The organism is Methylotenera mobilis JLW8, from assembly GCF_000023705.1.
GTDB classification, from domain to species: Bacteria; Pseudomonadota; Gammaproteobacteria; order Burkholderiales; family Methylophilaceae; genus Methylotenera; species Methylotenera mobilis.
Genome location: NC_012968.1, coordinates 341138 through 362113, shown reverse-complemented (window position 1 = coordinate 362113; position 20976 = coordinate 341138). Strand labels below are relative to the sequence as shown.

The 20976-nt window shown below is 44.9% G+C and carries 26 protein-coding genes, 5 tRNA genes and 1 pseudogene; 1 reads left to right on the top strand and 31 read right to left on the bottom strand.

The window, feature by feature from the left end; genetic code table 11:
* Positions 1–87: 87 nt before the first annotated feature.
* The 18 genes from rplL to MMOL_RS01650 all read right to left on the bottom strand — a co-directional run bounded on the left by rplL (position 88) and on the right by MMOL_RS01650 (position 10380).
* The gene (rplL, locus tag MMOL_RS01735; RefSeq protein ID WP_015831289.1) at positions 88–462 is read right to left on the bottom strand and encodes a 50S ribosomal protein L7/L12; all 375 of its coding nucleotides are present in this window, start codon (positions 460–462) and stop codon (positions 88–90) included.
* 53 nt (positions 463–515) lie between these two features.
* Positions 516–1007: a 50S ribosomal protein L10 gene (gene rplJ / locus MMOL_RS01730; RefSeq protein ID WP_015831288.1), complete on the bottom strand. Its 492-nt coding sequence runs from the start codon at positions 1005–1007 to the stop codon at positions 516–518.
* 321 nt (positions 1008–1328) lie between these two features.
* Entirely contained in the window at positions 1329–2015 is a 687-nt protein-coding gene (gene rplA, locus MMOL_RS01725) for a 50S ribosomal protein L1 (protein ID WP_015831287.1), read from the bottom strand.
* Between the two features lies 1 nt (position 2016).
* Positions 2017–2448, bottom strand: a complete 432-nt coding sequence (gene rplK / locus MMOL_RS01720) for a 50S ribosomal protein L11 (protein ID WP_015831286.1) — start codon at positions 2446–2448, stop codon at positions 2017–2019.
* A gap of 76 nt (positions 2449–2524) precedes the next feature.
* Entirely contained in the window at positions 2525–3061 is a 537-nt protein-coding gene (gene nusG / locus MMOL_RS01715) for a transcription termination/antitermination protein NusG (protein WP_015831285.1), read from the bottom strand.
* Positions 3061–3408 carry a preprotein translocase subunit SecE gene (gene secE / locus MMOL_RS01710; RefSeq protein ID WP_015831284.1) on the bottom strand — a complete coding sequence of 116 codons (348 nt, stop codon included), beginning with the start codon at positions 3406–3408 and terminating at the stop codon, positions 3061–3063. Before secE ends, nusG begins: the two co-directional genes overlap by 1 nt.
* A gap of 124 nt (positions 3409–3532) precedes the next feature.
* Positions 3533–3608, bottom strand: a tRNA-Trp gene (locus tag MMOL_RS01705).
* Positions 3609–3668: 60 nt separating this feature from the next.
* On the bottom strand, positions 3669–4859 hold the full coding sequence (gene tuf / locus MMOL_RS01700) for an elongation factor Tu (protein WP_015831283.1): 1191 nt from the start codon (positions 4857–4859) through the stop codon (positions 3669–3671).
* 174 nt (positions 4860–5033) lie between these two features.
* Positions 5034–5108 (bottom strand) — tRNA-Thr (locus MMOL_RS01695).
* 24 nt (positions 5109–5132) lie between these two features.
* Positions 5133–5208, bottom strand: a tRNA-Gly gene (locus tag MMOL_RS01690).
* Positions 5209–5267: 59 nt separating this feature from the next.
* Positions 5268–5352, bottom strand: a tRNA-Tyr gene (locus MMOL_RS01685).
* Between the two features lie 71 nt (positions 5353–5423).
* A tRNA-Thr gene (locus MMOL_RS01680) sits at positions 5424–5499 on the bottom strand.
* 46 nt (positions 5500–5545) lie between these two features.
* The gene (locus MMOL_RS01675; protein ID WP_015831282.1) at positions 5546–5974 is read right to left on the bottom strand and encodes a ClpXP protease specificity-enhancing factor; all 429 of its coding nucleotides are present in this window, start codon (positions 5972–5974) and stop codon (positions 5546–5548) included.
* A gap of 142 nt (positions 5975–6116) precedes the next feature.
* Complete coding sequence (locus MMOL_RS01670; RefSeq protein WP_015831281.1) at positions 6117–6716, bottom strand: glutathione S-transferase N-terminal domain-containing protein; 600 nt, start codon at positions 6714–6716, stop codon at positions 6117–6119.
* Between the two features lie 3 nt (positions 6717–6719).
* Complete coding sequence (locus MMOL_RS01665; RefSeq protein ID WP_015831280.1) at positions 6720–7427, bottom strand: cytochrome c1; 708 nt, start codon at positions 7425–7427, stop codon at positions 6720–6722.
* A gap of 5 nt (positions 7428–7432) precedes the next feature.
* Complete coding sequence (locus MMOL_RS01660) at positions 7433–8731, bottom strand: cytochrome b (protein ID WP_015831279.1); 1299 nt, start codon at positions 8729–8731, stop codon at positions 7433–7435.
* A gap of 2 nt (positions 8732–8733) precedes the next feature.
* Positions 8734–9372, bottom strand: coding sequence for a ubiquinol-cytochrome c reductase iron-sulfur subunit (petA, locus tag MMOL_RS01655; protein ID WP_041928630.1), 639 nt, complete (start codon positions 9370–9372; stop codon positions 8734–8736).
* Positions 9373–9630: 258 nt separating this feature from the next.
* Entirely contained in the window at positions 9631–10380 is a 750-nt protein-coding gene (locus tag MMOL_RS01650; RefSeq protein ID WP_015831277.1) for a Nif3-like dinuclear metal center hexameric protein, read from the bottom strand.
* A gap of 159 nt (positions 10381–10539) precedes the next feature.
* On the opposite strand from MMOL_RS01650, the gene MMOL_RS01645 reads away from it, so the two are divergent.
* A complete protein-coding gene (locus tag MMOL_RS01645; protein WP_015831276.1) occupies positions 10540–11712 on the top strand; it encodes a Do family serine endopeptidase in 1173 nt (390 codons plus the stop codon).
* A 3-nt stretch (positions 11713–11715) separates the two neighbouring features.
* Here MMOL_RS01645 and tatC read toward each other — a convergent pair whose 3' ends face one another.
* The 13 genes and pseudogenes from tatC to hisD all read right to left on the bottom strand — a co-directional run bounded on the left by tatC (position 11716) and on the right by hisD (position 20948).
* Positions 11716–12465: a twin-arginine translocase subunit TatC gene (tatC, locus tag MMOL_RS01640; protein WP_015831275.1), complete on the bottom strand. Its 750-nt coding sequence runs from the start codon at positions 12463–12465 to the stop codon at positions 11716–11718.
* Positions 12466–12473: 8 nt separating this feature from the next.
* Positions 12474–12851 (bottom strand): Sec-independent protein translocase protein TatB, encoded by a 378-nt coding sequence (tatB, locus tag MMOL_RS01635; RefSeq protein WP_015831274.1) that lies wholly within the window; start codon positions 12849–12851, stop codon positions 12474–12476.
* Positions 12852–13100: 249 nt separating this feature from the next.
* Positions 13101–13244, bottom strand: a pseudogene (gene tatA / locus MMOL_RS12215) (twin-arginine translocase TatA/TatE family subunit); the annotation flags it as partial.
* 29 nt (positions 13245–13273) lie between these two features.
* The gene (locus MMOL_RS01625; protein ID WP_015831272.1) at positions 13274–13612 is read right to left on the bottom strand and encodes a histidine triad nucleotide-binding protein; all 339 of its coding nucleotides are present in this window, start codon (positions 13610–13612) and stop codon (positions 13274–13276) included.
* A 75-nt stretch (positions 13613–13687) separates the two neighbouring features.
* A complete protein-coding gene (locus tag MMOL_RS01620) occupies positions 13688–14005 on the bottom strand; it encodes a phosphoribosyl-ATP diphosphatase (RefSeq protein ID WP_015831271.1) in 318 nt (105 codons plus the stop codon).
* A gap of 4 nt (positions 14006–14009) precedes the next feature.
* A complete protein-coding gene (hisI, locus tag MMOL_RS01615; RefSeq protein WP_015831270.1) occupies positions 14010–14396 on the bottom strand; it encodes a phosphoribosyl-AMP cyclohydrolase in 387 nt (128 codons plus the stop codon).
* Between the two features lie 74 nt (positions 14397–14470).
* Positions 14471–15238, bottom strand: coding sequence for an imidazole glycerol phosphate synthase subunit HisF (gene hisF, locus MMOL_RS01610; protein WP_015831269.1), 768 nt, complete (start codon positions 15236–15238; stop codon positions 14471–14473).
* Positions 15239–15248: 10 nt separating this feature from the next.
* On the bottom strand, positions 15249–15989 hold the full coding sequence (hisA, locus tag MMOL_RS01605) for a 1-(5-phosphoribosyl)-5-[(5-phosphoribosylamino)methylideneamino]imidazole-4-carboxamide isomerase (RefSeq protein WP_015831268.1): 741 nt from the start codon (positions 15987–15989) through the stop codon (positions 15249–15251).
* A gap of 68 nt (positions 15990–16057) precedes the next feature.
* Complete coding sequence (hisH, locus tag MMOL_RS01600; protein WP_015831267.1) at positions 16058–16720, bottom strand: imidazole glycerol phosphate synthase subunit HisH; 663 nt, start codon at positions 16718–16720, stop codon at positions 16058–16060.
* Positions 16721–16769: 49 nt separating this feature from the next.
* Positions 16770–17357, bottom strand: a complete 588-nt coding sequence (gene hisB / locus MMOL_RS01595; RefSeq protein WP_015831266.1) for an imidazoleglycerol-phosphate dehydratase HisB — start codon at positions 17355–17357, stop codon at positions 16770–16772.
* A 138-nt stretch (positions 17358–17495) separates the two neighbouring features.
* Positions 17496–18173: a 3-hexulose-6-phosphate synthase gene (gene hxlA, locus MMOL_RS01590; protein ID WP_041928514.1), complete on the bottom strand. Its 678-nt coding sequence runs from the start codon at positions 18171–18173 to the stop codon at positions 17496–17498.
* Between the two features lie 281 nt (positions 18174–18454).
* Positions 18455–19516, bottom strand: a complete 1062-nt coding sequence (hisC, locus tag MMOL_RS01585; RefSeq protein WP_015831264.1) for a histidinol-phosphate transaminase — start codon at positions 19514–19516, stop codon at positions 18455–18457.
* 136 nt (positions 19517–19652) lie between these two features.
* Positions 19653–20948, bottom strand: coding sequence for a histidinol dehydrogenase (gene hisD / locus MMOL_RS01580; protein WP_015831263.1), 1296 nt, complete (start codon positions 20946–20948; stop codon positions 19653–19655).
* Between the last annotated feature and the right edge of the window lie 28 nt (positions 20949–20976).

The window sequence follows — 20976 nt, the reverse complement described above, 5'->3', positions numbered from 1 at the left end:
CAATTACAATTTGTTACATTGCAGGCCATTACAAATGGCGAAGGCTGACGGTCACCCGTCAGCCTAATTTATACACTTAAAGATGTATTATTTGATTTCGCCAGTTGCGCCAGCTTCGATCAATTTTTTCAATGCTGCATCAGCGTCAGCTTTTGAAACGCCTTCTTTAATTGTTTTTGGTGCGCCATCAACTAGGTCTTTAGCTTCTTTCAAGCCTAAACCAGTTAATTCACGAACAGCTTTAATCACGCCAACTTTTTGCTCGCCTGCGCTTACTAGCACAACGTTGAACTCAGTTTGCTCAGCTGCTGCAGCTGGAGCTGCACCACCTGCTGCTGACGCTACTGCAACTGCTGCAGCTGATACGCCAAATTTTTCTTCGATTTCTTTAATGAAAGCTGTCAAGTCTAAAACTGACATTGAACCAACTGCTTCTAAGATATCTGCATTTGAAATTGCCATTTGAATGTTTCCTAAAATAAAATAATATTGCTATAAATAAGTGAACTGATGAATTAAGCTGCTTCTTTAGCGTCGCGAACTGCTGCAATAGCACGAGCGAACTTAGTAGGCACTTCGTTAAGTGTGCGAGCAAATTTAGCAAGCAACTCTTCACGACTTAATGTAGATGCTAATGCTTGAACACCAGCAACATCCATCAATTGATTTGGCACCGCACCTGCTTTAATAACGAATTTATCGTTAGTTTTAGCAAAATTGTTCAGTACTTTAGCTGCCGATACTGGATCAGCTGAAATGCCGAATACCAATGGGCCAACCATTTGGTCTGCTAATGCTGCAAATGGTGTACCTTCAACCGCGCGACGTACTAGCGTGTTTTTCAACACACGTAGATACACGCCTGATTTTCTGGCATCTGCACGTAATACCGTCATATTGGCTACGCCCATACCACGATACTCAGCAAGAACAATCGCTTGTGCTTGTGCAATTTGTGCACTTACTTCAGCAACTACCGCTTTTTTCTCTGTAAGATTTAGACTCAAGGTCTTTCTCCTTCCGTTAAAATCTCTGCTTTATTTCTAAAACAGAATCAGCTCTTATAATAAAAATTATAAAAACCACTTTTACGGCGACCTTTTATCAGGATTAACCTGTTATAGGGATACGCCATCTGCGTAGGCCAGGTTTTGCTGTTAGCAATTAAAGCCTAAGCTCTAACCAACCGCATACAAAACCAGATTAAATCGAAACGACACCTACGGTCTTTGATAACCTCATCTCAATTGCATCACTGTAAGTAAGCAAATGAAACGAGCCCAAAGCACTATATAGGTGAGGCAAAGCGCCTCACCCATTATTCTAAATTAAGCAACCAAACTTGCTTGATCAACACGCACACCTGCACCCATAGTACTAGATACAGATAGTTTTTTCAGGTAAACACCTTTGCTTGCAGCTGGTTTAGCTTTGTTCAAAGCATCTACTAATGCAGCCAAGTTACCTTGCAATTGTTCAACTGTGAAAGAAGCACGGCCGATTGTGCAGTGAATGATACCGCCTTTGTCTGTACGGTATTGCACTTGACCAGCTTTAGCATTTTTAACTGCTGTTGCTGCATCAGGTGTTACAGTACCTACTTTTGGGTTAGGCATCAAACCACGTGGACCCAACACTTGACCCAAAGCACCAACGATACGCATTGCATCTGGTGTAGCGATCACAACGTCAAAGTCCATTTGACCTGCTTTAACTTGCTCAGCCAAATCTTCAAAACCAACAATGTCAGCACCAGCTGCTTTAGCAGCTTCTGCTTGCGCGCCCTGTGCGAACACAGCAACACGTGTAGTTTTACCTGTACCGTTAGGTAACACGATAGCGCCACGAACCAATTGGTCTGATTTACGCGCATCAATACCCAAGTTAACTACCGCATCGATAGACTCATTGAATTTCGCAGTTGCATTTTCTTTTACTAAAGTTAAACCTTCAGCCACTGGGTACAATTTATTACGATCAACTTTTGCACGTAGTGCGTTAATTCTTTTAGCCATGTTATACACCCTCCACTTCAATACCCATACTGCGAGCGCTACCTGCGATAGTGCGAACAGCAGCATCCATATCAGCAGCAGACAAGTCAGCTTGTTTAGTTTTAACAATATCCTCAGCTTGTGCACGAGTGATTTTGCCAACTTTATCAGTATGTGGACGAGGTGAACCTTTAGTGATACCAGCCGCTTTTTTGATCAAAATAGTTGCTGGAGGAGATTTCATCACGAATGTGAAGCTCTTGTCCGCAAATGCAGTAATCACTACTGGGATTGGCAAACCTGGCTCAACACCTTGTGTTGCCGCGTTAAACGCTTTACAGAACTCCATGATGTTCAAACCACGTTGACCCAATGCTGGACCTACTGGTGGGCTTGGATTAGCTTTACCTGCAGGAATCTGCAGTTTGATATAGCCAATAACTTTCTTTGCCATGCTATTACTCCTAATATGGGTGTTAACGCTTCAACCTAAATCAAAGCTCCCCGTTGATAAAAACTACTACTTACTACTAAACTTCTTTTTCTACCTGACTAAATTCCAATTCAACCGGTGTAGAGCGACCGAAAATAACCACAGAAACGCGCAATTTGCTCTTTTCGTAGTTAATTTCTTCAACATTGCCGGAAAAGTCTTTAAATGGACCATCAGTAATACGAACTGACTCACCTTTTTCAAAGGTAAGTTTTTGTGTAGGATTGCTCTTACTATCATCAATGCGCTGCAAGATGATATCAACTTCTTTATCTTTAATTGGTGTTGGCTTTTGCGCACTACCACCAATAAATGCTGTTACACGTGGCGTGCTTTTCACCAAATGCCAAGTATCATCTGTCATGTTCATCTGAACCAACACATAACCTGGGTAAAGCTTACGCTCAGAAATCGTTTTCTGACCAGCTTTCATTTCGATCACTTCTTCGATTGGCACTAAAATTTGGCCAAATTGATCTTGCAATCCAGAGCGCACTACACGCTCTTCCAATCCTTTTTGCACGGATTTTTCAAAACCTGAAAAAGCCTGCACCGCGTACCATTTCATACTCATTACGCGCCCCGTCCTAGTAACCACTTAACCATAAAAGCAAATCCGATATCGACTAGCGCCAGAAATGCAGCCATTACAACCACCAACACGAACACTACCAATGTAGTTTGTATTGTTTCTTTACGGGTAGGCCAAACCACTTTACGTGACTCAGCAACAGCTTCACCAATAAAACCAAATGATTGCTGACCAAGCGGCGTGGTCCAAAGTACAGCAACCGAAGCTGCCAAACCTGCCAACACAACCAAAATACGCACCACAGTAGGCTTGTCTGCTAGAAGGTAAAAACCGGCAATGCCTGCCACCAGCAAAAGCGCAGCTGATAGCAACTTAATTTTATTGAGCATAATTGTCTTAATCTAAGAACTTACTTAATGGTGACTAAAATAACTTCAGGTCTTACTAACGCGAATAACTAGAAATACGAATATTTCTAGTTATTCATTGGATTAGTAATCCATACTATATATTTGGCAGGCCAAGAGGGTCTCGAACCCCCAACCCTCGGTTTTGGAGACCGATACTCTACCAATTGAGCTATTGGCCTGTACTTAAACCTTTAGATAAGAGTTACGCAGGGTTGTTTGCGCAACTCTTACAAATTATCTTACTCGATAATCTTAGCTACAACACCAGCACCAACAGTACGACCACCTTCACGGATAGCGAAGCGTAAGCCTTCTTCCATCGCGATTGGTGCAATCAATGTTACTGTGATTGATACGTTGTCACCTGGCATTACCATTTCTGTACCTGCTGGCAATTCAACTGCGCCAGTTACGTCTGTCGTACGGAAGTAGAATTGTGGACGGTAACCTTGGAAGAATGGTGTGTGACGACCACCTTCATCTTTACCCAACACGTAGATTTCTGCTGTGAATTTTGTGTGTGGTTTGATAGAACCAGCTTTAGCCAATACTTGACCACGTTCAATTTCTTCACGTTTTGTACCACGTAGCAATACACCCACGTTATCACCAGCCATACCTTGGTCTAGTAATTTACGGAACATTTCCACGCCTGTACAGGTTGTTTTTAGTGTGTCTTTTAGACCAACGATTTCGATCTCGTCACCCACTTTAACAATACCACGCTCAATACGGCCAGTCACAACTGTACCACGACCTGAGATTGAGAATACGTCTTCAACTGGCATCAAGAATGTGCCGTCAACAGCGCGCTCTGGCATTGGGATGTAGCTGTCTAGTGCGTCAGCTAATGCAAAGATTGCTGGTTCGCCGATTGGTGATTGGTCACCTTCTAGCGCTAGTTTAGCTGAGCCTTTAACGATTGGTGTGTCGTCGCCTGGGAAGTCATATTTAGACAACAGGTCACGCACTTCCATTTCAACTAGCTCTAACAACTCAGCGTCATCAACCATGTCAGCTTTGTTTAAGAATACAACGATGTATGGTACGCCAACTTGACGTGCCAACAGGATGTGCTCACGTGTTTGTGGCATAGGACCGTCAGCTGCTGAACATACTAGAATAGCACCGTCCATTTGAGCAGCGCCAGTAATCATGTTTTTAACATAGTCAGCATGGCCTGGGCAGTCAACGTGTGCGTAGTGACGGTTTGCTGTCTCGTACTCAACGTGTGCTGTGTTAATGGTAATACCACGTGCTTTTTCTTCTGGTGCCGCGTCAATTTGGTCGTAAGCTTTTGCTTCGCCGCCAAATTTCTTCGTTAACACAGTGGTGATCGCTGCTGTTAGTGTTGTTTTACCATGGTCAACGTGGCCAATTGTACCTACGTTAACGTGCGGCTTGGTCCGTTCGAATTTACCTTTTGCCATCTTTATAGTCCTTTACAATATTTTATTAACCATAAGTTTTATTAGAATTAATAAAACTTGTTCAAATTCAGAATATTTAATCTTTCGCCAAACAGCTACTCGTCATCAAACATCCACTATTAACAACCTTCAAACCGCCACAGCAACTTGCTATTAACTTTACACGCAAGGTTATGGTGCCCATGGCGGGAATCGGACCCGCGACCTCTCCCTTACCAAGGGAGTGCTCTACCACTGAGCCACATGGGCGCTTAATTCGCATTACCCAACTGATGGAGCGGGCGACGAGGTTCGAACTCGCGACATCTTGCTTGGAAGGCAAGTGCTCTACCAACTGAGCTACACCCGCGCATGTACCACTACGCCAACAAGCTCAAATTACTGCAACTTACTATATGTTTTACAAACTGGTGGAGGGGGAAGGATTCGAACCTTCGTACTCTGAGAGAACGGATTTACAGTCCGTCGCCTTTAACCACTCGGCCACCCCTCCTCACCGATCCCGCGATCATGCTGAATATTTAACTTGCTGTTAAATGCACAACAGGGAATTTGCTAAGAAACTGGTGCCGGGTATCGGAATCGAACTGATGACCTTCGCATTACAAGTGCGCTGCTCTACCAACTGAGCTAACCCGGCGTTTTCGTGAAGCTGCGTATTATACGCATCTTTTAATAAAAGTAAATTATTTTACGATTTTTAATACAGGTTTTTTACTTTTATTTAATTCTTCTTTATTTTCAGCAGGTTTTGCATCTTCTTCTGCATGATCCGCTGAAAACTGTACTTCTTCTTGCTCCAAGTCGGCCTCAAAAAACATTCCTTGACCATTTTCCCGTGCAAAAACACCTCTTACTGCACTCATGGGCACATATATATTTTGTGACACACCACCGAAGCGCGCAGAGAATACCACAGAATCATTATCTATGTGCAAATCTTTTGTTGCACTGTAGTTAATATTTAATACGATCTCACCGTCTTTAACATATGCCATTGGCACACGCGTCTGTGCATTTACTGCAACAATCAAATGCGGGGTTAGATTATTGTCCACGCACCACTCATGCAGCGCACGTAACATATAGGGTTTGGTTGGGATTAATTCAGACATATTGAACGAACCTACTTAAGAGTTAAAGATAGCTTCAGTTACAGATTGGGAGGCTAGCGACATGACTAGCACATTTACAGCGATATAAATTAGATGGCGCCCAATCAAACAGTTTCAATTAAACGCCATCTAAACGGTATGACTACTTGCGCATTGCTTTTTCTGACGGTGTCATTGCATCCGCATACAGTGGTCTTGAAAACAAACGCTCTGCATATTTCAAGATTGGTGCAGCTTGATTTGGCAACTCAATACCGTAGTAACCTAAACGCCAGAGCAATGGCGTCACCGCCACGTCTAACATTGAGTAATCATCACCTAACAAATAGTTTTGTTTAGCGAAGATAGGCACTAATTGGGTCAAGTTGTCACGTATTGTTGCACGTGCTTTATCCGCTTTTTCTTGGTCACCAGACTCAATATCAGCAATATGGCTGAACAAGTCTTTTTCAAAGCTATACAAAAACAATCTAGCACGGGCACGCATCACTGGATCTGGTGGCATCAACTGCGGATGTGGAAAGCGCTCATCAATATACTCATTGATAATGTTCGCTTCTGACAGCACCAAATCACGCTCAACCAACACTGGCACATGATTATATGGATTAATTACGGCCAAGTCTTCTGGCTTGTTGGCCAGGTCAACATCAATCACCTGAAAATCCATGCCTTTTTCATACAGCACGATACGGCAACGGTGGCTATAGGGATCAGTCGTCCCTGAATATAAAGTCATCATAATTTAGTGTATTTCCTTCCAGTAAGCTTTTTTAAGTTTGTATGTCAGCACTAACAACACACTTAAAAACAGCAAAACTAACCAACCTAGCTGATTTCTTTGTTGCTTAGCTGGCTCAGACATATAAGCCATAAAATTGGTCAAATCACCCACCAAAGCATCGTACTCTTCAACAGAAAGTTTGCCTGGTTTAACCAGTTTCAAGGCATGTGATTCATGGTTTAACTCTTGCTCACCTTGCAACTCATATAGCACATGTGGCATACCCACTTTATCAAACACGGTGTTATTCCAACCTGTTGTTCTTGTACTGTCGCGATAGAAGCTGCGCATATAGGTGTAAACCCAATCTGCGCCACGTGCACGCACTTCTACAGACAAGTCAGGTGGCGCAGTGCCAAACCATTTCGCTGCATCTTTTTTATTGATGGCTACTTTCATTTGATCGCCAATTTTCTCGCCAGCCAACAGCAAGTTGTCTTTGATTTGCTTTTCAGTCAAACCAATTTCCAACAATCTGTTGTAGCGCATGTAATTAGCGCTATGGCAATTTAAACAGTAATTAACGAAAGTACGTGCACCACGCTGCAAAGACTCATGATCAGCAGCATCAACCGGCGCTTTATCCAAACTTACGCTTTCATTTGCATTAGCCAGCATTGGCGCAGCAAGGAAAGGCATCAACAACATTGCTAACAATAATTTTTTCATGGTTATTATCCTGTTACCCTTTCTGGCACTGGTTTAGTTTTATCTTTTTTCGTATACCAAGGCATTAACGCAAAGAACAAGAAGTAAACCACTGTAAACACGCGTGCAACCACAGTAGCGCGATCAGCACCGCCCATCCATGCACCGAACTGACCCCAAACGTTAGATGGCACAGTACCAAGGTAGCCAAGGATCAAGAAGCTAATCACAAAAGCCACCAACCATTTTTTATACAAAGTGCCGCGATAGCGAATAGACTTCACCGGGCTCTTATCCAACCAAGGCAGTAAAGCAAATGCAACTACAGACAAGCCCATTGCAGCCACACCCGGGAACTGTGAGTTAAAGATTGGCGGAACTGCACGCAGAATTGAGTAATACGGCGTGAAGTACCAAACTGGCGCAATATGTGCTGGCGTTTTTAACGGATCAGCTGGCACAAAGTTATTTGCTTCCAAGAAGTAACCACCCATTTCAGGCGCAAAGAAAATAATTGCTGAGAACACAATCAGGAACATAGCCACACCCACCAAATCCTTTACTGTGTAGTAAGGATGGAATGGAATGCCATCTAAAGGAATACCTGTTTTCTTGTCTTTCAGTTTTTTGATTTCTACGCCGTCAGGATTGTTTGAACCAACTTCATGCAAAGCAATCAAGTGCGCAACCACTAAACCAACCAATACGAATGGTAAGGCAATCACGTGAAACGCAAAGAAGCGATTCAGTGTTGCATCAGATACCAAGTAGTCACCACGCAACCACTCAGACACGTCTGGACCAACAAATGGAATAGCAGAGAACAAGTTAACAATCACTTGCGCCCCCCAGTAAGACATTTGACCCCAAGGCAATAGGTAACCAAAGAATGCTTCACCCATCAATACCAAGAAGATTGCCACGCCAAACAACCAAATCAACTCACGTGGATTTCTGTATGACCCGTAAATAATGCCACGGAACATGTGCAGATAAACCACAACGAAGAACATAGAAGCACCTGTAGAGTGCATGTAGCGAATCAACCAGCCCCATGGCACATCACGCATAATATATTCCACAGAACCGAACGCTAAGTCTGCGTCTGGTTTGTAATGCATGGTCAGGAAAATACCGGTTAAGATTTGTAGCACCAACACCAACAGTGCTAAAGAGCCAAAAAAGTACCAAAAGTTAAAGTTTTTTGGTGCGTAATATTCGGTCAAATGCGCCTTAACGTTACTCGTTAATGGAAAACGAGCATCTACCCAATTGATACCGTCATTTAATGCGCTTGCGAGCGCTGATTTATTTTTATCAGTCATGATTATGCTTTCTCTTCAGTATCAACACCAATCAGAAGTAGATTCTCACTCAAGTATTTATGTGGCGGCACTACCAAGTTGATAGGTGCAGGAGAACCCTTGAACACGCGACCAGCCAAATCAAACTTAGAGCCATGACATGGGCAGAAGAAACCGCCAGTCCAGCCGTCACCCATATCACCGCCTTTTTGCAACTTACCGCTAGGTGAGCAGCCCAAATGGGTACAGATACCAACAATCACAGCAAGATTTGGCTTAATAGAACGGCCTTCATTTTTACAATAAGCAGGCTGTTGTGAAGTTACATCAGAAGCAGGGTCTGATAACTGACCGTCATGCTGAGCCAACTCAGCTGTCATTTCTTCAGTACGATTAATAATCCATACTGGTTTACCACGCCACTCAGCCGTCATCATAGTGCCTGGCTCAATTTTGCTGATATCAACTTCTACTGGCGCACCTGCCGCTTTAGCACGCTCACTTGGCGTCATGCTTTTTACAAAGGGCACAGCTACTGCAGCACAGCCCAATGCACCAACTGCGGAAGTGGCGATTAAAAAGTTACGTTTTTCTTGATCTACTTGGGAACAACCGCACGATTGCGATTCAGCCTGCTGATTGTCATTTTGAATGTCTGACATGTTTTCCTCTTGCTCGAAAGGATTGACTGGATTAGACGCAGCACCGTTGCTAAGCATGCAGCGTCACCTTACTACTAATATCTAAACACTCACATTATTGGGTAAATGGCTATCTTCAATTTAAGACATCACCTGCATTACTTATTAACAGCCAAAGCAATTTAAAATATAGACATGGCTTCATGTTTAGGCGGCAGATTATACAATTTTCCAGCCCCAAATTAAAGCTTTATTTATTAAGTGACTGAAATAAAACGATTAAACTGGATTATGTATATCAATAAACTCATGCTCCAAATTAAACTTTTCTGCCAGATGCTTACCCAGCGCCTGCACCCCATAACGCTCCGTTGCATGATGGCCTGCTGATATATAGGCCACGCCGGTTTCAAGCGCCTGATGTACCGTTTGCTCAGATATCTCGCCGCTAATATAGAGATCAACCCCCTGTGCAACGGCTTGATCTATATAACCTTGTGCCGCCCCTGTGCACCAGGCCACCCTCTTGATTACTTGCGCCGCGTCGCCAATCGTCAACACTGAACGCCCCAAACGCTGCTCGAGCAAAGCCGCAATCGCAGACAAAGGTAGGCCCTCATCCAGCTCGGCATAGGCAATTAAATCGTCAGCCCCAACATAGTTTTGTGCTTCAAAGCCCAACAGCCGACCGAGCTGCACATTGTTACCAAACTCAGCATGCACATCTAACGGCAAATGGTATGCCATCAAATTAATCTCATACTGCAGCAAGAATTTAATACGCTTTTGCTTAACACCCACTAACTCCGGTGCCTCATTGCGCCAAAAATAGCCATGATGCACTAGGATTAAATCAGCCCCTGCCTGCTGTGCAGCCTCCAGCAACGCCATACTTGCCGTCACCCCAGTGACTATCTTGTTAATTTCAGCACGCCCCTCTACCTGCAGGCCATTCGGGCAGTAATCTTTGAAACGCGCTACTTGCATCAGTTGTTGGGTATAATGATTTAACTCATTGATTTTTACCATAAGCTTCAAACCTTTAATAATGATAGGCTATTGATTTTTAAGTTACCGGCCCGATATCAGGGTGAGATGCATGACCCAGTATTAAATACTGCAGCAACCTTAGATTAAATTTGATTAATTACCATACTTAATAATTACCAACTTAAGACGTAACTAAAAATGAATGATTCTCTACATAAAAGATTATGGCTAATTTTTGCGCAGGCAGCCACCATCTGCATGGCATTAATATTTGCCTTACGCATTTTTTACCCAAACTTCTTTAGCTTCAGAGAGCAGGCCCTAGTAGTTAAACAGGCCGAACCAGGCAGCATTAGCAGCCCAATTTATTCATATAGCAGCGCCGTGAAAAAAGCGATGCCGGCCGTGGTGAACATATTCACCAGCAAAAAGCCGCGTAGTAACCCACATCAAGACCTATTGGATGACCCTGCGTTTCGCCACTTCTTTGGCGATCAGCTAGAGGAACCAGAACCACAGGCTCAGCCGGAAAACAGCCTAGGCTCTGGCGTAATCGTGAGCAACCAAGGCTTAATTCTCACCAACAACCATGTGATTGCTACCGCTGACTCTATTGAAGTCGCATTATCTGACGGCAGAAAAATGTCTGCAACTGTAGTAGGCACCGACCCGGACACTGACTTGGCACTAATTAAAGTTGAAGCCAATGACTTACCCGCGATTACTTTCGCTAGCTCAGACGCACTGAGCGTAGGTGACGTAGTCCTCGCCATCGGCAACCCATTCGGCGTTGGTCAAACCGTGACACAAGGCATCGTCAGCGCACTGGGCCGCAGCCACTTGGGCATTAATATCTATGAAAACTTTATCCAGACTGATGCCTCTATCAACCCAGGCAACTCTGGCGGCGCATTAATCAATACAGAAGGCAACCTAGTGGGCATCAACAGCGCCATCTACTCACGTAGCGGCGGCTCTATGGGCATAGGCTTTGCCATCCCTACCACGCTAGCGCGCCAAGTAATGGAGCAAATTGCGGCACAGGGCAATGTGACGCGTGGCTGGATCGGTATAGAAGCGCAAGACATTACACCAGAGCTGGCAGAGTCATTTAGACTAAATAAAGCACAAGGCGCGTTAATTGCTGGCGTACTAAAACACAGTCCAGCAGACCGTGCGGGTTTACGTTCTGGAGATATTTTGGTGGCAATCGAAGGTAAACCAGTGACTGACAGCGGCAGCATGCTTAATTTAATTGCAGCATTAAAACCCAATCAAAAAGCTACAATGCAGATTGTACGTGATGGCAATATCACCAATGTGGCAATCATTATTGGCAAGCGCCCTAAACCAGTGGCGGCGCCAGAGTAGGAACTATGCCGGCGGCAGAATCGTAGGTTCGCTTTCGTCCTCCTTGGCTGCAGTGAACCTTGCCACCACAATACCAAGCTCGTATAGCAGCCACATCGGCATGGCCAGCATAAATTGCGAAATCACATCCGGTGGCGTGACCACAGCAGCAATCACAAACGCGCCCACCACCACGTAACCTCTGGCCTCCTTTAACGCGCTGATGGAAACCCAGCCAAAACGCGCTGCCATCACTACGGCAATCGGCACTTCAAATGCCAAGCCAAACGCACAGAACAGCGTGATGATGAAATCCAGGTAGTTACCTATATCGGTCATCACGGCAACCCCTGCCGGCGCAGTACCTACGATAAAACCAAAAATCACAGGGAAAACCAAAAAGTAAGCAAACGCCATACCGGACAGAAACAAAAAGCTGCTGGCAAGAATAATAGGAATCATAAACTTCTTCTCATGCGCATACAGGCCTGGTGCCACAAAAGACCATATCTGGTACAAAGTATGTGGCAATGAGAGCAAGAAGGCGGCCATCATGGCAACTTTCATCGGCACGAAGAACGGTGTGGTCACTGCTGTGGCAATCATCTGCCCACCTGCCGGCAACTTGCTTAGCAGAGGCGCCGCGAGCAAAGCGTAGATTTCATTGGCGAATGGAAACAGCGCAATAAAAACCAAAATAAAGCCAGCTACAATGCGTAGTAAACGGTTTCTTAATTCAATTAAGTGAGAGATAAAGTTTTCTGTAGGAGTCACAGCAATCGCTAGTCTTTAACGGAGGTAGAGGAATGTTCTTGCGGTTTAGTCGCAAGTTTTGCGCTATCACCGCTCTGCTGATGAGAGTTTTGATGGGGCTGATCAACCGTTTCTGGGATATCAACCGCTTCGGAGATATAGTCAACACCGCTTTTTAAACTAGCCTGCGCACTTTCTGTCGCCTGCTGGATTTCTTGCTGCAGCTTTTGCAATTCGGCAAAGCGTGATTCACGATTCACCTCCTCTTTAATCTGCGCCATATAGCGTTGCATACGCCCTACCATGGTACCAATGGTGCGCGCTACTTTAGGCAGTTTTTCAGGGCCAATCACAATCAGCGCAACAATCGCAATGACAACCAACTCAGAAAATGCAATATCAAACATGCTGCCTAGACCTTATTACCAAAGACGTGTTCAACATTACTGCTATTTGGCAGCAGTCGTTGATTTAGCTTTTGCTGGCGCTTTTTTTGCTGTCGTTGACTTAGCTTTAGTTGCGGTAGTTTTGCTTGCTGTGGATTTTGCCGGCGCTCTTTTTTTAGCCGCTGGTTTAGCTGGCGCTACCGCCACCGCCTCACCTTCAATCAACAAGGGACTATTAGCAGACTGTTCTTGTTGCGGTGTATCAGCAGCATTTTTTCCTTCATTCACTGCATCTTTAAAGTTTTTTACGGCGCCACCTACGTCGCCACCAATATTACGCAGTTTTTTTGTGCCAAACACGAGCACCACAATGAGTAAAACTACCAACCAATGCCACCAAGCTCCGATTCCCATTGCTACTCTCCTAATTAAATATGATTAAACTATGTTTTAGGCAGTGTACTACCGCCTCCAAACACATGCACGTGCATATGAAATACTTCTTGCCCACCTTCACGCCCAGTATTAATCATGGTGCGGAAACCAGACAGCCCTTGCTGTTTGGCCAACTCAGGCGCCAGTAACAACATCTTACCCAATAATGCCTGATGTTGCGAGCCGCAACTAGCCAAGCTCTCTACATGCAACTTAGGTACTAACAGGAAATGTACTTTAGTAATGGGGTGTATGTCATGAAAGGCAATGACATCATCATCCTCATAGATTTTCTTGGAAGGGATATCACCCTGAACAATCTTACAAAAAATACAATCTGCACTCATTTATATTCTTTCTATTTTCTGCCAAAGATTACGCCAAACACGGCGGTGCTACAGCAAAACGGAACCAGTTCAGGCTTACTTGCTGCGATTAGCTTTTTCTACAATGCCGGACAGGCCCTCGCGCCTGGCTAGCTCAGCCAATACATCATCAGGCTTTAAGTCAGCCTTTGCTAGCATAATCATGGTGTGGAACCACAAGTCTGCAGTTTCGTAGATGATTTCTTCTTTGTTGCCGCCTTTGGCAGCAATCACCGTTTCAGTCGCTTCTTCACCCACTTTTTTTAGAATGCTGTCCATACCTTTAGCATATAGCTTCGCTACATAAGACGAGGCAGGATCGGCAGATTTACGCTGCTCCAGTAACTCTGAAAGTCGGGTTAACACATCACTCATATCATTACTCATGCTTATAAATTTCATCCGGATTTTTAATCACAGGCTGATCAATCAACCAGTTACCATCCTTTAAGGTCTTAAAGAAGCAATTATGCCTACCGGTATGACATGCAATGCCGCCAACTTGTTCTACCTTAAGCAAAATCACGTCTTCATCGCAATCCAGACGAATCTCATGTATTTTCTGCACATGGCCAGACTCTTCGCCTTTACGCCACAACTTATTGCGTGACCTCGACCAATAAACCGCCTGATTGGTTTCGCTACTCAACTGCAAGGCTTCGCGATTCATCCAGGCAAACATCAGCACACGTCCAGTGTCATGCTCTTGGGCGATAACGGGAACAAGACCATTGGCATCCCAAGTCACTTCATCTAACCAATTCATCTCATTACCACCTATTGAAATATCTGTTGAATCAAGTATTGCGCAGCCCCATCAGGTAACCGCTCTAGCTCTTGCTAGCGTCTAATCTCAATACCGTGCTGCGCCATATAGTCTTTAGCCTGCTTAACCGTGTATTCACCATAGTGGAAAATACTTGCCGCTAGCACCGCATCCGCGCCACCTTCTTTTACGCCATCCACCAAATGCTGTAAATTACCCACACCGCCAGAGGCGATGATTGGCACTTCCACCGCATTGCTAATGGCTTTATTCAGCGGATTATTAAAACCAATTTTGGTGCCATCACGGTCCATACTAGTAACCAATAACTCACCGGCGCCAAGGCTTACCATATACTCCGCCCACTTTACGGCATCCAAACCGGTTGCCTTGCGGCCACCGTGGGTAAACACTTCCCACTCGAATGGTTGGTTATCTACTTTCTTCGCATCGATCGCAACTACAATACATTGTGAGCCAAACTTGGCAGCAGCGTCCTGTACCACTTTAGGATTAAGCACCGCTGTGGTGTTAATACTCACCTTATCTGCGCCTGCATTGAGCAGACGACGTACATCTTCTACCTCGCGCACACCACCACCAACTGTGAGTGGGATAAACACCTGGCTTGCCACTTCTTCAATGATATGCAGAATCAGGCCGCGGTTATCCGAGCTTGCAGTGATATCTAAAAAAGTCAGCTCATCAGCACCCTGCTCATCGTAGCGCCTAGCGATCTCTACCGGGTCACCAGCATCTCGGAGCTCTAGGAAATTAACCCCCTTGACCACACGGCCATTGGTGACATCCAAGCAAGGAATAATACGTTTGGCTAATCCCATTCACTTAACCTTATGCACTTAACTCATCGGCAAGCTTTTGTGCTGCCGCAAAGTCTAAAGTACCTTCATAAATTGCGCGGCCGGTAATTGTGCCGATAATGCCTTCATTGGCCACTGCACACAGCTTCTTAACATCGTCTAAATTCGTCACGCCGCCAGAAGCAATTACCGGAATGGTCAATGCTTGCGCCAACGCTACTGTGGCTTCGATATTCACACCGGTGAGCATACCGTCACGGCCAATGTCCGTATAAACAATAGACTCTACGCCGTAGTCCTCAAATTTCTTCGCCAAATCAATCACATCATGGCCAGTTAGCTTGGACCAGCCATCAATCGCTACTTTGCCGTCTTTAGCGTCTAGGCCAACCATAATCTGCCCAGGGAAAGCATAGCAAGCCTCATGCAAGAAGCCTGGAGTTTTAACCGCAGCCGTACCGATAATCACATAATCAATACCGCTATCCAAATAACGCTCAATGGTCTCTAAGTCACGAATGCCGCCACCCAACTGGATTGGGATCTCCCCGCCAACAGCACTTACGATAGACTTAATTGCGCCCTCGTTCACAGGCTTACCTGCAAAAGCGCCGTTCAGGTCTACTAAATGCAGACGCTTGCCGCCACGATCAACCCAATGTCTAGCCATTGCACCTGGGTCTTCTGAGAACACGGTCGACTCTTCCATCAAACCTTGTTTAAGTCTGACGCAGTGACCATCTTTTAAATCAATTGCTGGGATAATTAACATAGTGAGAATTAAATTCTATATACGAAAAAGTTAAAAAGAGAATAGCTGGTTATATAGTTTAGGCCAACTTAGCTAGGTGACCAATTGACGAAATTGCTCAACAACTGCAAGCCGGCATTTGCACTTTTTTCTGGGTGAAACTGTACTGCGAACAAATTATCTTTAGCGATTGCACAGGTAAAACGCTTAGGGTAATCGCTATAGCCTTCGATGATCGACTCATCAGCAGGCTGCACATAATAGCTGTGCACATAATAAAATCTGGCACCATCTTCTATGCCTTGCCAGAGCGCGTGGGCCTTAGCTTCTGCATGCTGACACTGGTATACCTGATTCCAGCCCATATGCGGCACTTTCAGTTTTTCGCCTTGGCTATCGACCATATCAGCATGCGCGAATCGCTTCACACCACCTTTAAACAATCCCAAGCCGGCAGCATTACCTTCTTCTGATTGCTCAAACAGCATTTGTAAACCAATACAAATACCCAAGAACGGTTTATTTTGTGCAGCTTCCAGTACCGCTCCGCGCAAACCGCGTGCATCCAACTCACGGATGCAATCCGGCATAGCACCTTGCCCAGGAAAGACAACACGTGATGCTTTTGCTACGTCTTCAGGCTTACTGGTCACTACTACATTTTTGGTAGTAGCAACGTGCTCCAATGCTTTAGACACAGAGCGTAAGTTGCCCATGCCATAATCAACCACTGCAATATCAATTGTGCTCATATTTTAAATGTTGCCGAATGTCACTCTTCAAGGATAGGTCTGGGCAGACTTATAAGCTACCTTTGGTGGATGGCATAATTCCCGCCATGCGCGCGTCTAACTCTACGGCTACACGCAGCGCACGCCCAAAGGCTTTAAATATGGTTTCTGCCTGATGGTGCGCATTATGACCTTTTAAGTTATCAATATGCAAAGTGACATTGGCATGATTCACGAAGCCTTGGAAAAATTCATGGATTAAATCCACATCAAAGTTACCAATCGCTGCGCGTGTGAAAGTACAGCCGAACTCCAACCCCGGGCGTCCGGAAATATCCAGCACCACTCTTGACAGTGCTTCATCTAACGGCACATAGGCGTGGCCGTAACGGCGTATCCCTTTTTTATCACCCACAGCCTGCGCAAAAGCCTGGCCTAACGTAATGCCGATATCCTCAACCGTGTGATGGGCATCAATATGCAAATCACCCTTGGCATTCACTTCAATGTCCATCATGCCATGACGCGCAATCTGGTCTAACATGTGATCCAGGAAGCCTAAACCCGTGTTAAATTGAGAGATACCGGTACCATCCAAATTGATGCTCACGGTAATTTGAGTTTCTAGGGTGTTTCTAGTAATTTTGGCGTTACGCATAAGTCTAATGTTTTATGTTATCAGCATCCATTTTAACCCATTACCAGGTTGTAACACATAGCTACATGATGATTTTAAAGTATAAAATAAAAAAACCCCAGTTTTAAGGCTGGGGTTTCTTACCAAACTAGTTAGCGATTAGCTAAATAATTTTTTGATCCAGCCGAACAAACCACCAGTTGAACCGCCATGAGCGATTGCAGTGATTTCTGCAGCAGCAGCAGCTGGGTCAGCAGCGCCGTAGATTGCAGCACCAGCAACAATGATAGTTGCGCCAGCGTCACGTACTTGTGCAGTTGTAGCAGCTTTAACGCCACCAGCAACTGAAATTTCAAGACCTAAGTTCAAACCAGCAACTAGAGCCAAGTCACCGAATGGTGTTTGACCAGCAGCTTGTTGATCTAAACCAGTGTGCACGCCAATGATGTGCGCGCCTAATTTAGCAACTTCTTGTGTACGTGCTTTTTTGTCAGCAACGTTGATCAAGTCAATTTGTGCTTTTTTACCGTATTTGTTAGCAACGTCGATCACGCCTTTGATAGTACCGATGTCTGAAGTACCCAATACTGTACAAATGTCAGCACCTGCTTTGTAGAATGGCTCAGCTTCATAGAAACCAGCATCCATTGTTTTTAAGTCAACTAAGATTTTGTTGTTTGGAAACTTAGCACGCAATGTTTGTAGCAATTTGATACCGTTATGCTTAATGCATGGTGTACCAATTTCTAAAATATCCACGTGTGGAGCAACCTTAGTTGCTAAAGCAACTGTTGCGTCGAAATCTAATGAGTCTAATGCCATTTGGGTTTGTGCCACGATACATCCTCCAACTAATAATAAATCAGATTAATGACTTACCTAGGTTAAAAATACAGATTAAAAATAATTATTATATTGTGCACAAAACGCACATTTCGCTATCATAACCGCACTTCGTGGGAAAATTCAAACTTTTAATGCTTAATTTGCATGTTTTATCTATATAAAAAGTTTGATCTCGCGTATTTACCCAGTCAACATCCACAACCACACTAGCCCATAGCGGCACTTTGAGTATTTTAGCTAGTCTCTTTTACCAGACTTCAGGCAACATTTTTTTAATTCAATATGGCTCTCAACGCTTTAAGCAGCAGCACAGACTGCTCATCGGTTCCGATCGTAATGCGCAAATAAGGTGCAATACGGCTGGGTGACTTGAAATGACGCACGATAATGCTATGTTCACGTAGCTTTGCACTTAACTCAGCGCCGTCGCGTACTTTATGCTTGGCAAAAATAAAGTTAGCTCCCGATGGCAACACTTCAAAATCCAGTGCCTGCATATCCGCGACCAAAGCCTCGCGTGTTGCGATCACCTTTTGGCAGGTTGCTTCAAAGCAGTCTACATCCTGCATTGCCGCCACTGCCCCAGCAGAAGCAAATCTATCAATAGGGTAAGAGTTGAAGCTATCTTTGACACGTATCAGCGCCTCAATCAGCGTGGCAGAACCCAATGCGTAACCAACACGCAAGCCCGCCAATGAACGCGCTTTAGATAAGGTATGGGTAACCAACAAGTTAGGATATTGATTAATCAGACTCACCGCAGACTCAGTACCAAAATCTACGTAAGCTTCATCTATCACCACTACGGATTCAGTATTGTGCTGCAGCAGCCATTCAATTTTCGCCAATGGCAGCGGCATACCAGTTGGCGCATTAGGATTAGGGAAAATAATGCCGCCATTAGGCTTTTTGTAATCTTCTACGCGAATGCTAAAATCATCGGCCAACGGAATAGTTTGATAGTCGATGCCATACAACCCGCAATAAACTGGGTAGAAGCTATAAGTAATATCAGGAAACAACAATGGTTGATCATGCTTCAACAGGGCTTGAAACACATGCGCCAACACCTCATCCGAGCCGTTACCCACAAACACTTGGCTACTATCCAGATGATGCACTTCAGCAATAGCTGCTTTTAAAGCATCGGAATTAGGATCTGGATACAAACGTAAGGTTCCTGCAGCCTCCAGCTTTAAAGCATCGAGCACCTTAGGGCTTGGGCCATAAGGGTTTTCATTGGTATTCAGTTTCACCAAATTATTAATTTTTGGCTGCTCGCCAGGCACATAAGGGGTGAGCTTATGAACAACATCGCTCCAATACTTACTCATAATAAACCTTCAGACATACGCTCTGTCATCAGATGACCCAACGCTAAATTAATGAATATGCAGCCAATCTGCAAACGGATTGCGCCAGGCGTAGCACATGTGACGGCAAAACTGCCTGCCACATGTGCCGCCAGAATTACTTAAGGCGATATTCTGCAGAGCGCGCGTGCGCCTGCAAGCCTTCACCATAGGCCAAGGTTGCCGCAACTTTACCTAACACCTGTGCGCCTTCAGAAGATACCATGATTAAACTTGATCGTTTTTGGAAATCATACACCCCCAGTGGTGAGGAGAACCTAGCAGTACGTGAAGTAGGTAATACATGGTTAGGCCCTGCACAGTAATCACCCAAAGCCTCACAGGTGTCACGTCCCATAAAAATAGCACCAGCGTGTTTGATTTTTTTGCTGAATGGCAACGGCTCTTCGACAGAAAGCTCCAAATGCTCAGGTGCAATGTAGTTGCTGATTTCAGCAGCTTCATCCAAATCGCGCACATGGATTAGGGCACCACGGTCAGTCAAGGAAGTGGTAATAATGTCCTTACGTGGCATTTCCTCTACCAACTTTTCAATGCTGGCAGCAACTTGATCCAAAAACGCTGCATCCGGGCTTAACAAGATAGATTGCGCCAACTCGTCATGCTCGGCTTGTGAGAACAAATCCATCGCAATCCAGTCAGGATCGGTTTTACCATCACAAATCACTAGAATTTCAGAAGGACCGGCCACCATATCAATCCCCACCACGCCAAATACACGGCGCTTAGCCGCAGCTACATAAGCATTACCTGGACCGACTATCTTGTCCACTTGCGGCACGGTTGCTGTACCGTACGCTAACGCACCTATTGCCTGCGCACCGCCGATACAAAATACGCGATCTACGCCACAAACGGCAGCCGCAGCCAATACCAGCTGGTTTTTCTCACCATTCGGCGTTGGCACCACCATAATCAGTTCTTGTACGCCAGCCACTTTAGCTGGAATCGCATTCATCAACACAGATGAAGGATATGCCGCTTTACCGCCCGGCACATATAAGCCTACACGGTCAAGCGAGGTGACCTGCTGGCCGAGCAGAGTGCCATCAGCCTCGGTGTAGCTCCATGAACTCATCAACTGTTTTTCATGATAGCTTTTTACACGGTCAGCCGCAGCTTGCAATGCAGCACGCTGCGCAGCTGGCAAGCCATCTAAGGCCGCTTGCAACTCAGCCTGACCAATCTCCAACTCAGCGAGTTGGCTGGCATTGGTCTTATCAAAACGATTGGTGTATTCAAGCACTGCCGCGTCGCCACGCTGCTTCACATCTTTTAGAATGTTAGCAACCACCGCATCGATGCTATCATCCTGTGCAGTTTCAAACGCAAGTAGCTCTTTTAAGTTCGCCTGAAAATCGCTATCTACAGTAGAAAAACGTCTAATTTTCATATTACTAAACCTTATTTGAAACCTTATT

Bases quoted from the DNA above. Each gene is read 5' to 3' on its own strand.
- rplA (WP_015831287.1), bottom strand. From the start codon at position 2,015: ATGGCTAAAAGAATTAACGCACTACGTGCAAAAGTTGATCGTAATAAA.
- hisD (WP_015831263.1), bottom strand. From the start codon at position 20,948: ATGAAAATTAGACGTTTTTCTACTGTAGATAGCGATTTTCAGGCGAAC.
- MMOL_RS01620 (WP_015831271.1), bottom strand. From the start codon at position 14,005: ATGAGTGATGTGTTAACCCGACTTTCAGAGTTACTGGAGCAGCGTAAA.
- hisC (WP_015831264.1), bottom strand. From the start codon at position 19,516: ATGAGTAAGTATTGGAGCGATGTTGTTCATAAGCTCACCCCTTATGTG.
- hisA (WP_015831268.1), bottom strand. From the start codon at position 15,989: ATGTTAATTATCCCAGCAATTGATTTAAAAGATGGTCACTGCGTCAGA.
- MMOL_RS01665 (WP_015831280.1), bottom strand. From the start codon at position 7,427: ATGAAAAAATTATTGTTAGCAATGTTGTTGATGCCTTTCCTTGCTGCG.
- secE (WP_015831284.1), bottom strand. From the start codon at position 3,408: ATGCTCAATAAAATTAAGTTGCTATCAGCTGCGCTTTTGCTGGTGGCA.
- MMOL_RS01650 (WP_015831277.1), bottom strand. From the start codon at position 10,380: ATGGTAAAAATCAATGAGTTAAATCATTATACCCAACAACTGATGCAA.
- hisF (WP_015831269.1), bottom strand. From the start codon at position 15,238: ATGGGATTAGCCAAACGTATTATTCCTTGCTTGGATGTCACCAATGGC.
- MMOL_RS01670 (WP_015831281.1), bottom strand. From the start codon at position 6,716: ATGATGACTTTATATTCAGGGACGACTGATCCCTATAGCCACCGTTGC.
- nusG (WP_015831285.1), bottom strand. From the start codon at position 3,061: ATGAGTATGAAATGGTACGCGGTGCAGGCTTTTTCAGGTTTTGAAAAA.
- MMOL_RS01625 (WP_015831272.1), bottom strand. From the start codon at position 13,612: ATGAGTGCAGATTGTATTTTTTGTAAGATTGTTCAGGGTGATATCCCT.
- hisI (WP_015831270.1), bottom strand. From the start codon at position 14,396: ATGAATTGGTTAGATGAAGTGACTTGGGATGCCAATGGTCTTGTTCCC.
- petA (WP_041928630.1), bottom strand. From the start codon at position 9,372: ATGTCAGACATTCAAAATGACAATCAGCAGGCTGAATCGCAATCGTGC.
- MMOL_RS01660 (WP_015831279.1), bottom strand. From the start codon at position 8,731: ATGACTGATAAAAATAAATCAGCGCTCGCAAGCGCATTAAATGACGGT.
- MMOL_RS01675 (WP_015831282.1), bottom strand. From the start codon at position 5,974: ATGTCTGAATTAATCCCAACCAAACCCTATATGTTACGTGCGCTGCAT.
- hisH (WP_015831267.1), bottom strand. From the start codon at position 16,720: ATGAGCACAATTGATATTGCAGTGGTTGATTATGGCATGGGCAACTTA.
- tuf (WP_015831283.1), bottom strand. From the start codon at position 4,859: ATGGCAAAAGGTAAATTCGAACGGACCAAGCCGCACGTTAACGTAGGT.
- tatB (WP_015831274.1), bottom strand. From the start codon at position 12,851: ATGTTTGATATTGCATTTTCTGAGTTGGTTGTCATTGCGATTGTTGCG.
- MMOL_RS01645 (WP_015831276.1), top strand. From the start codon at position 10,540: ATGAATGATTCTCTACATAAAAGATTATGGCTAATTTTTGCGCAGGCA.
- rplL (WP_015831289.1), bottom strand. From the start codon at position 462: ATGGCAATTTCAAATGCAGATATCTTAGAAGCAGTTGGTTCAATGTCA.
- rplK (WP_015831286.1), bottom strand. From the start codon at position 2,448: ATGGCAAAGAAAGTTATTGGCTATATCAAACTGCAGATTCCTGCAGGT.
- hisB (WP_015831266.1), bottom strand. From the start codon at position 17,357: ATGCGTAACGCCAAAATTACTAGAAACACCCTAGAAACTCAAATTACC.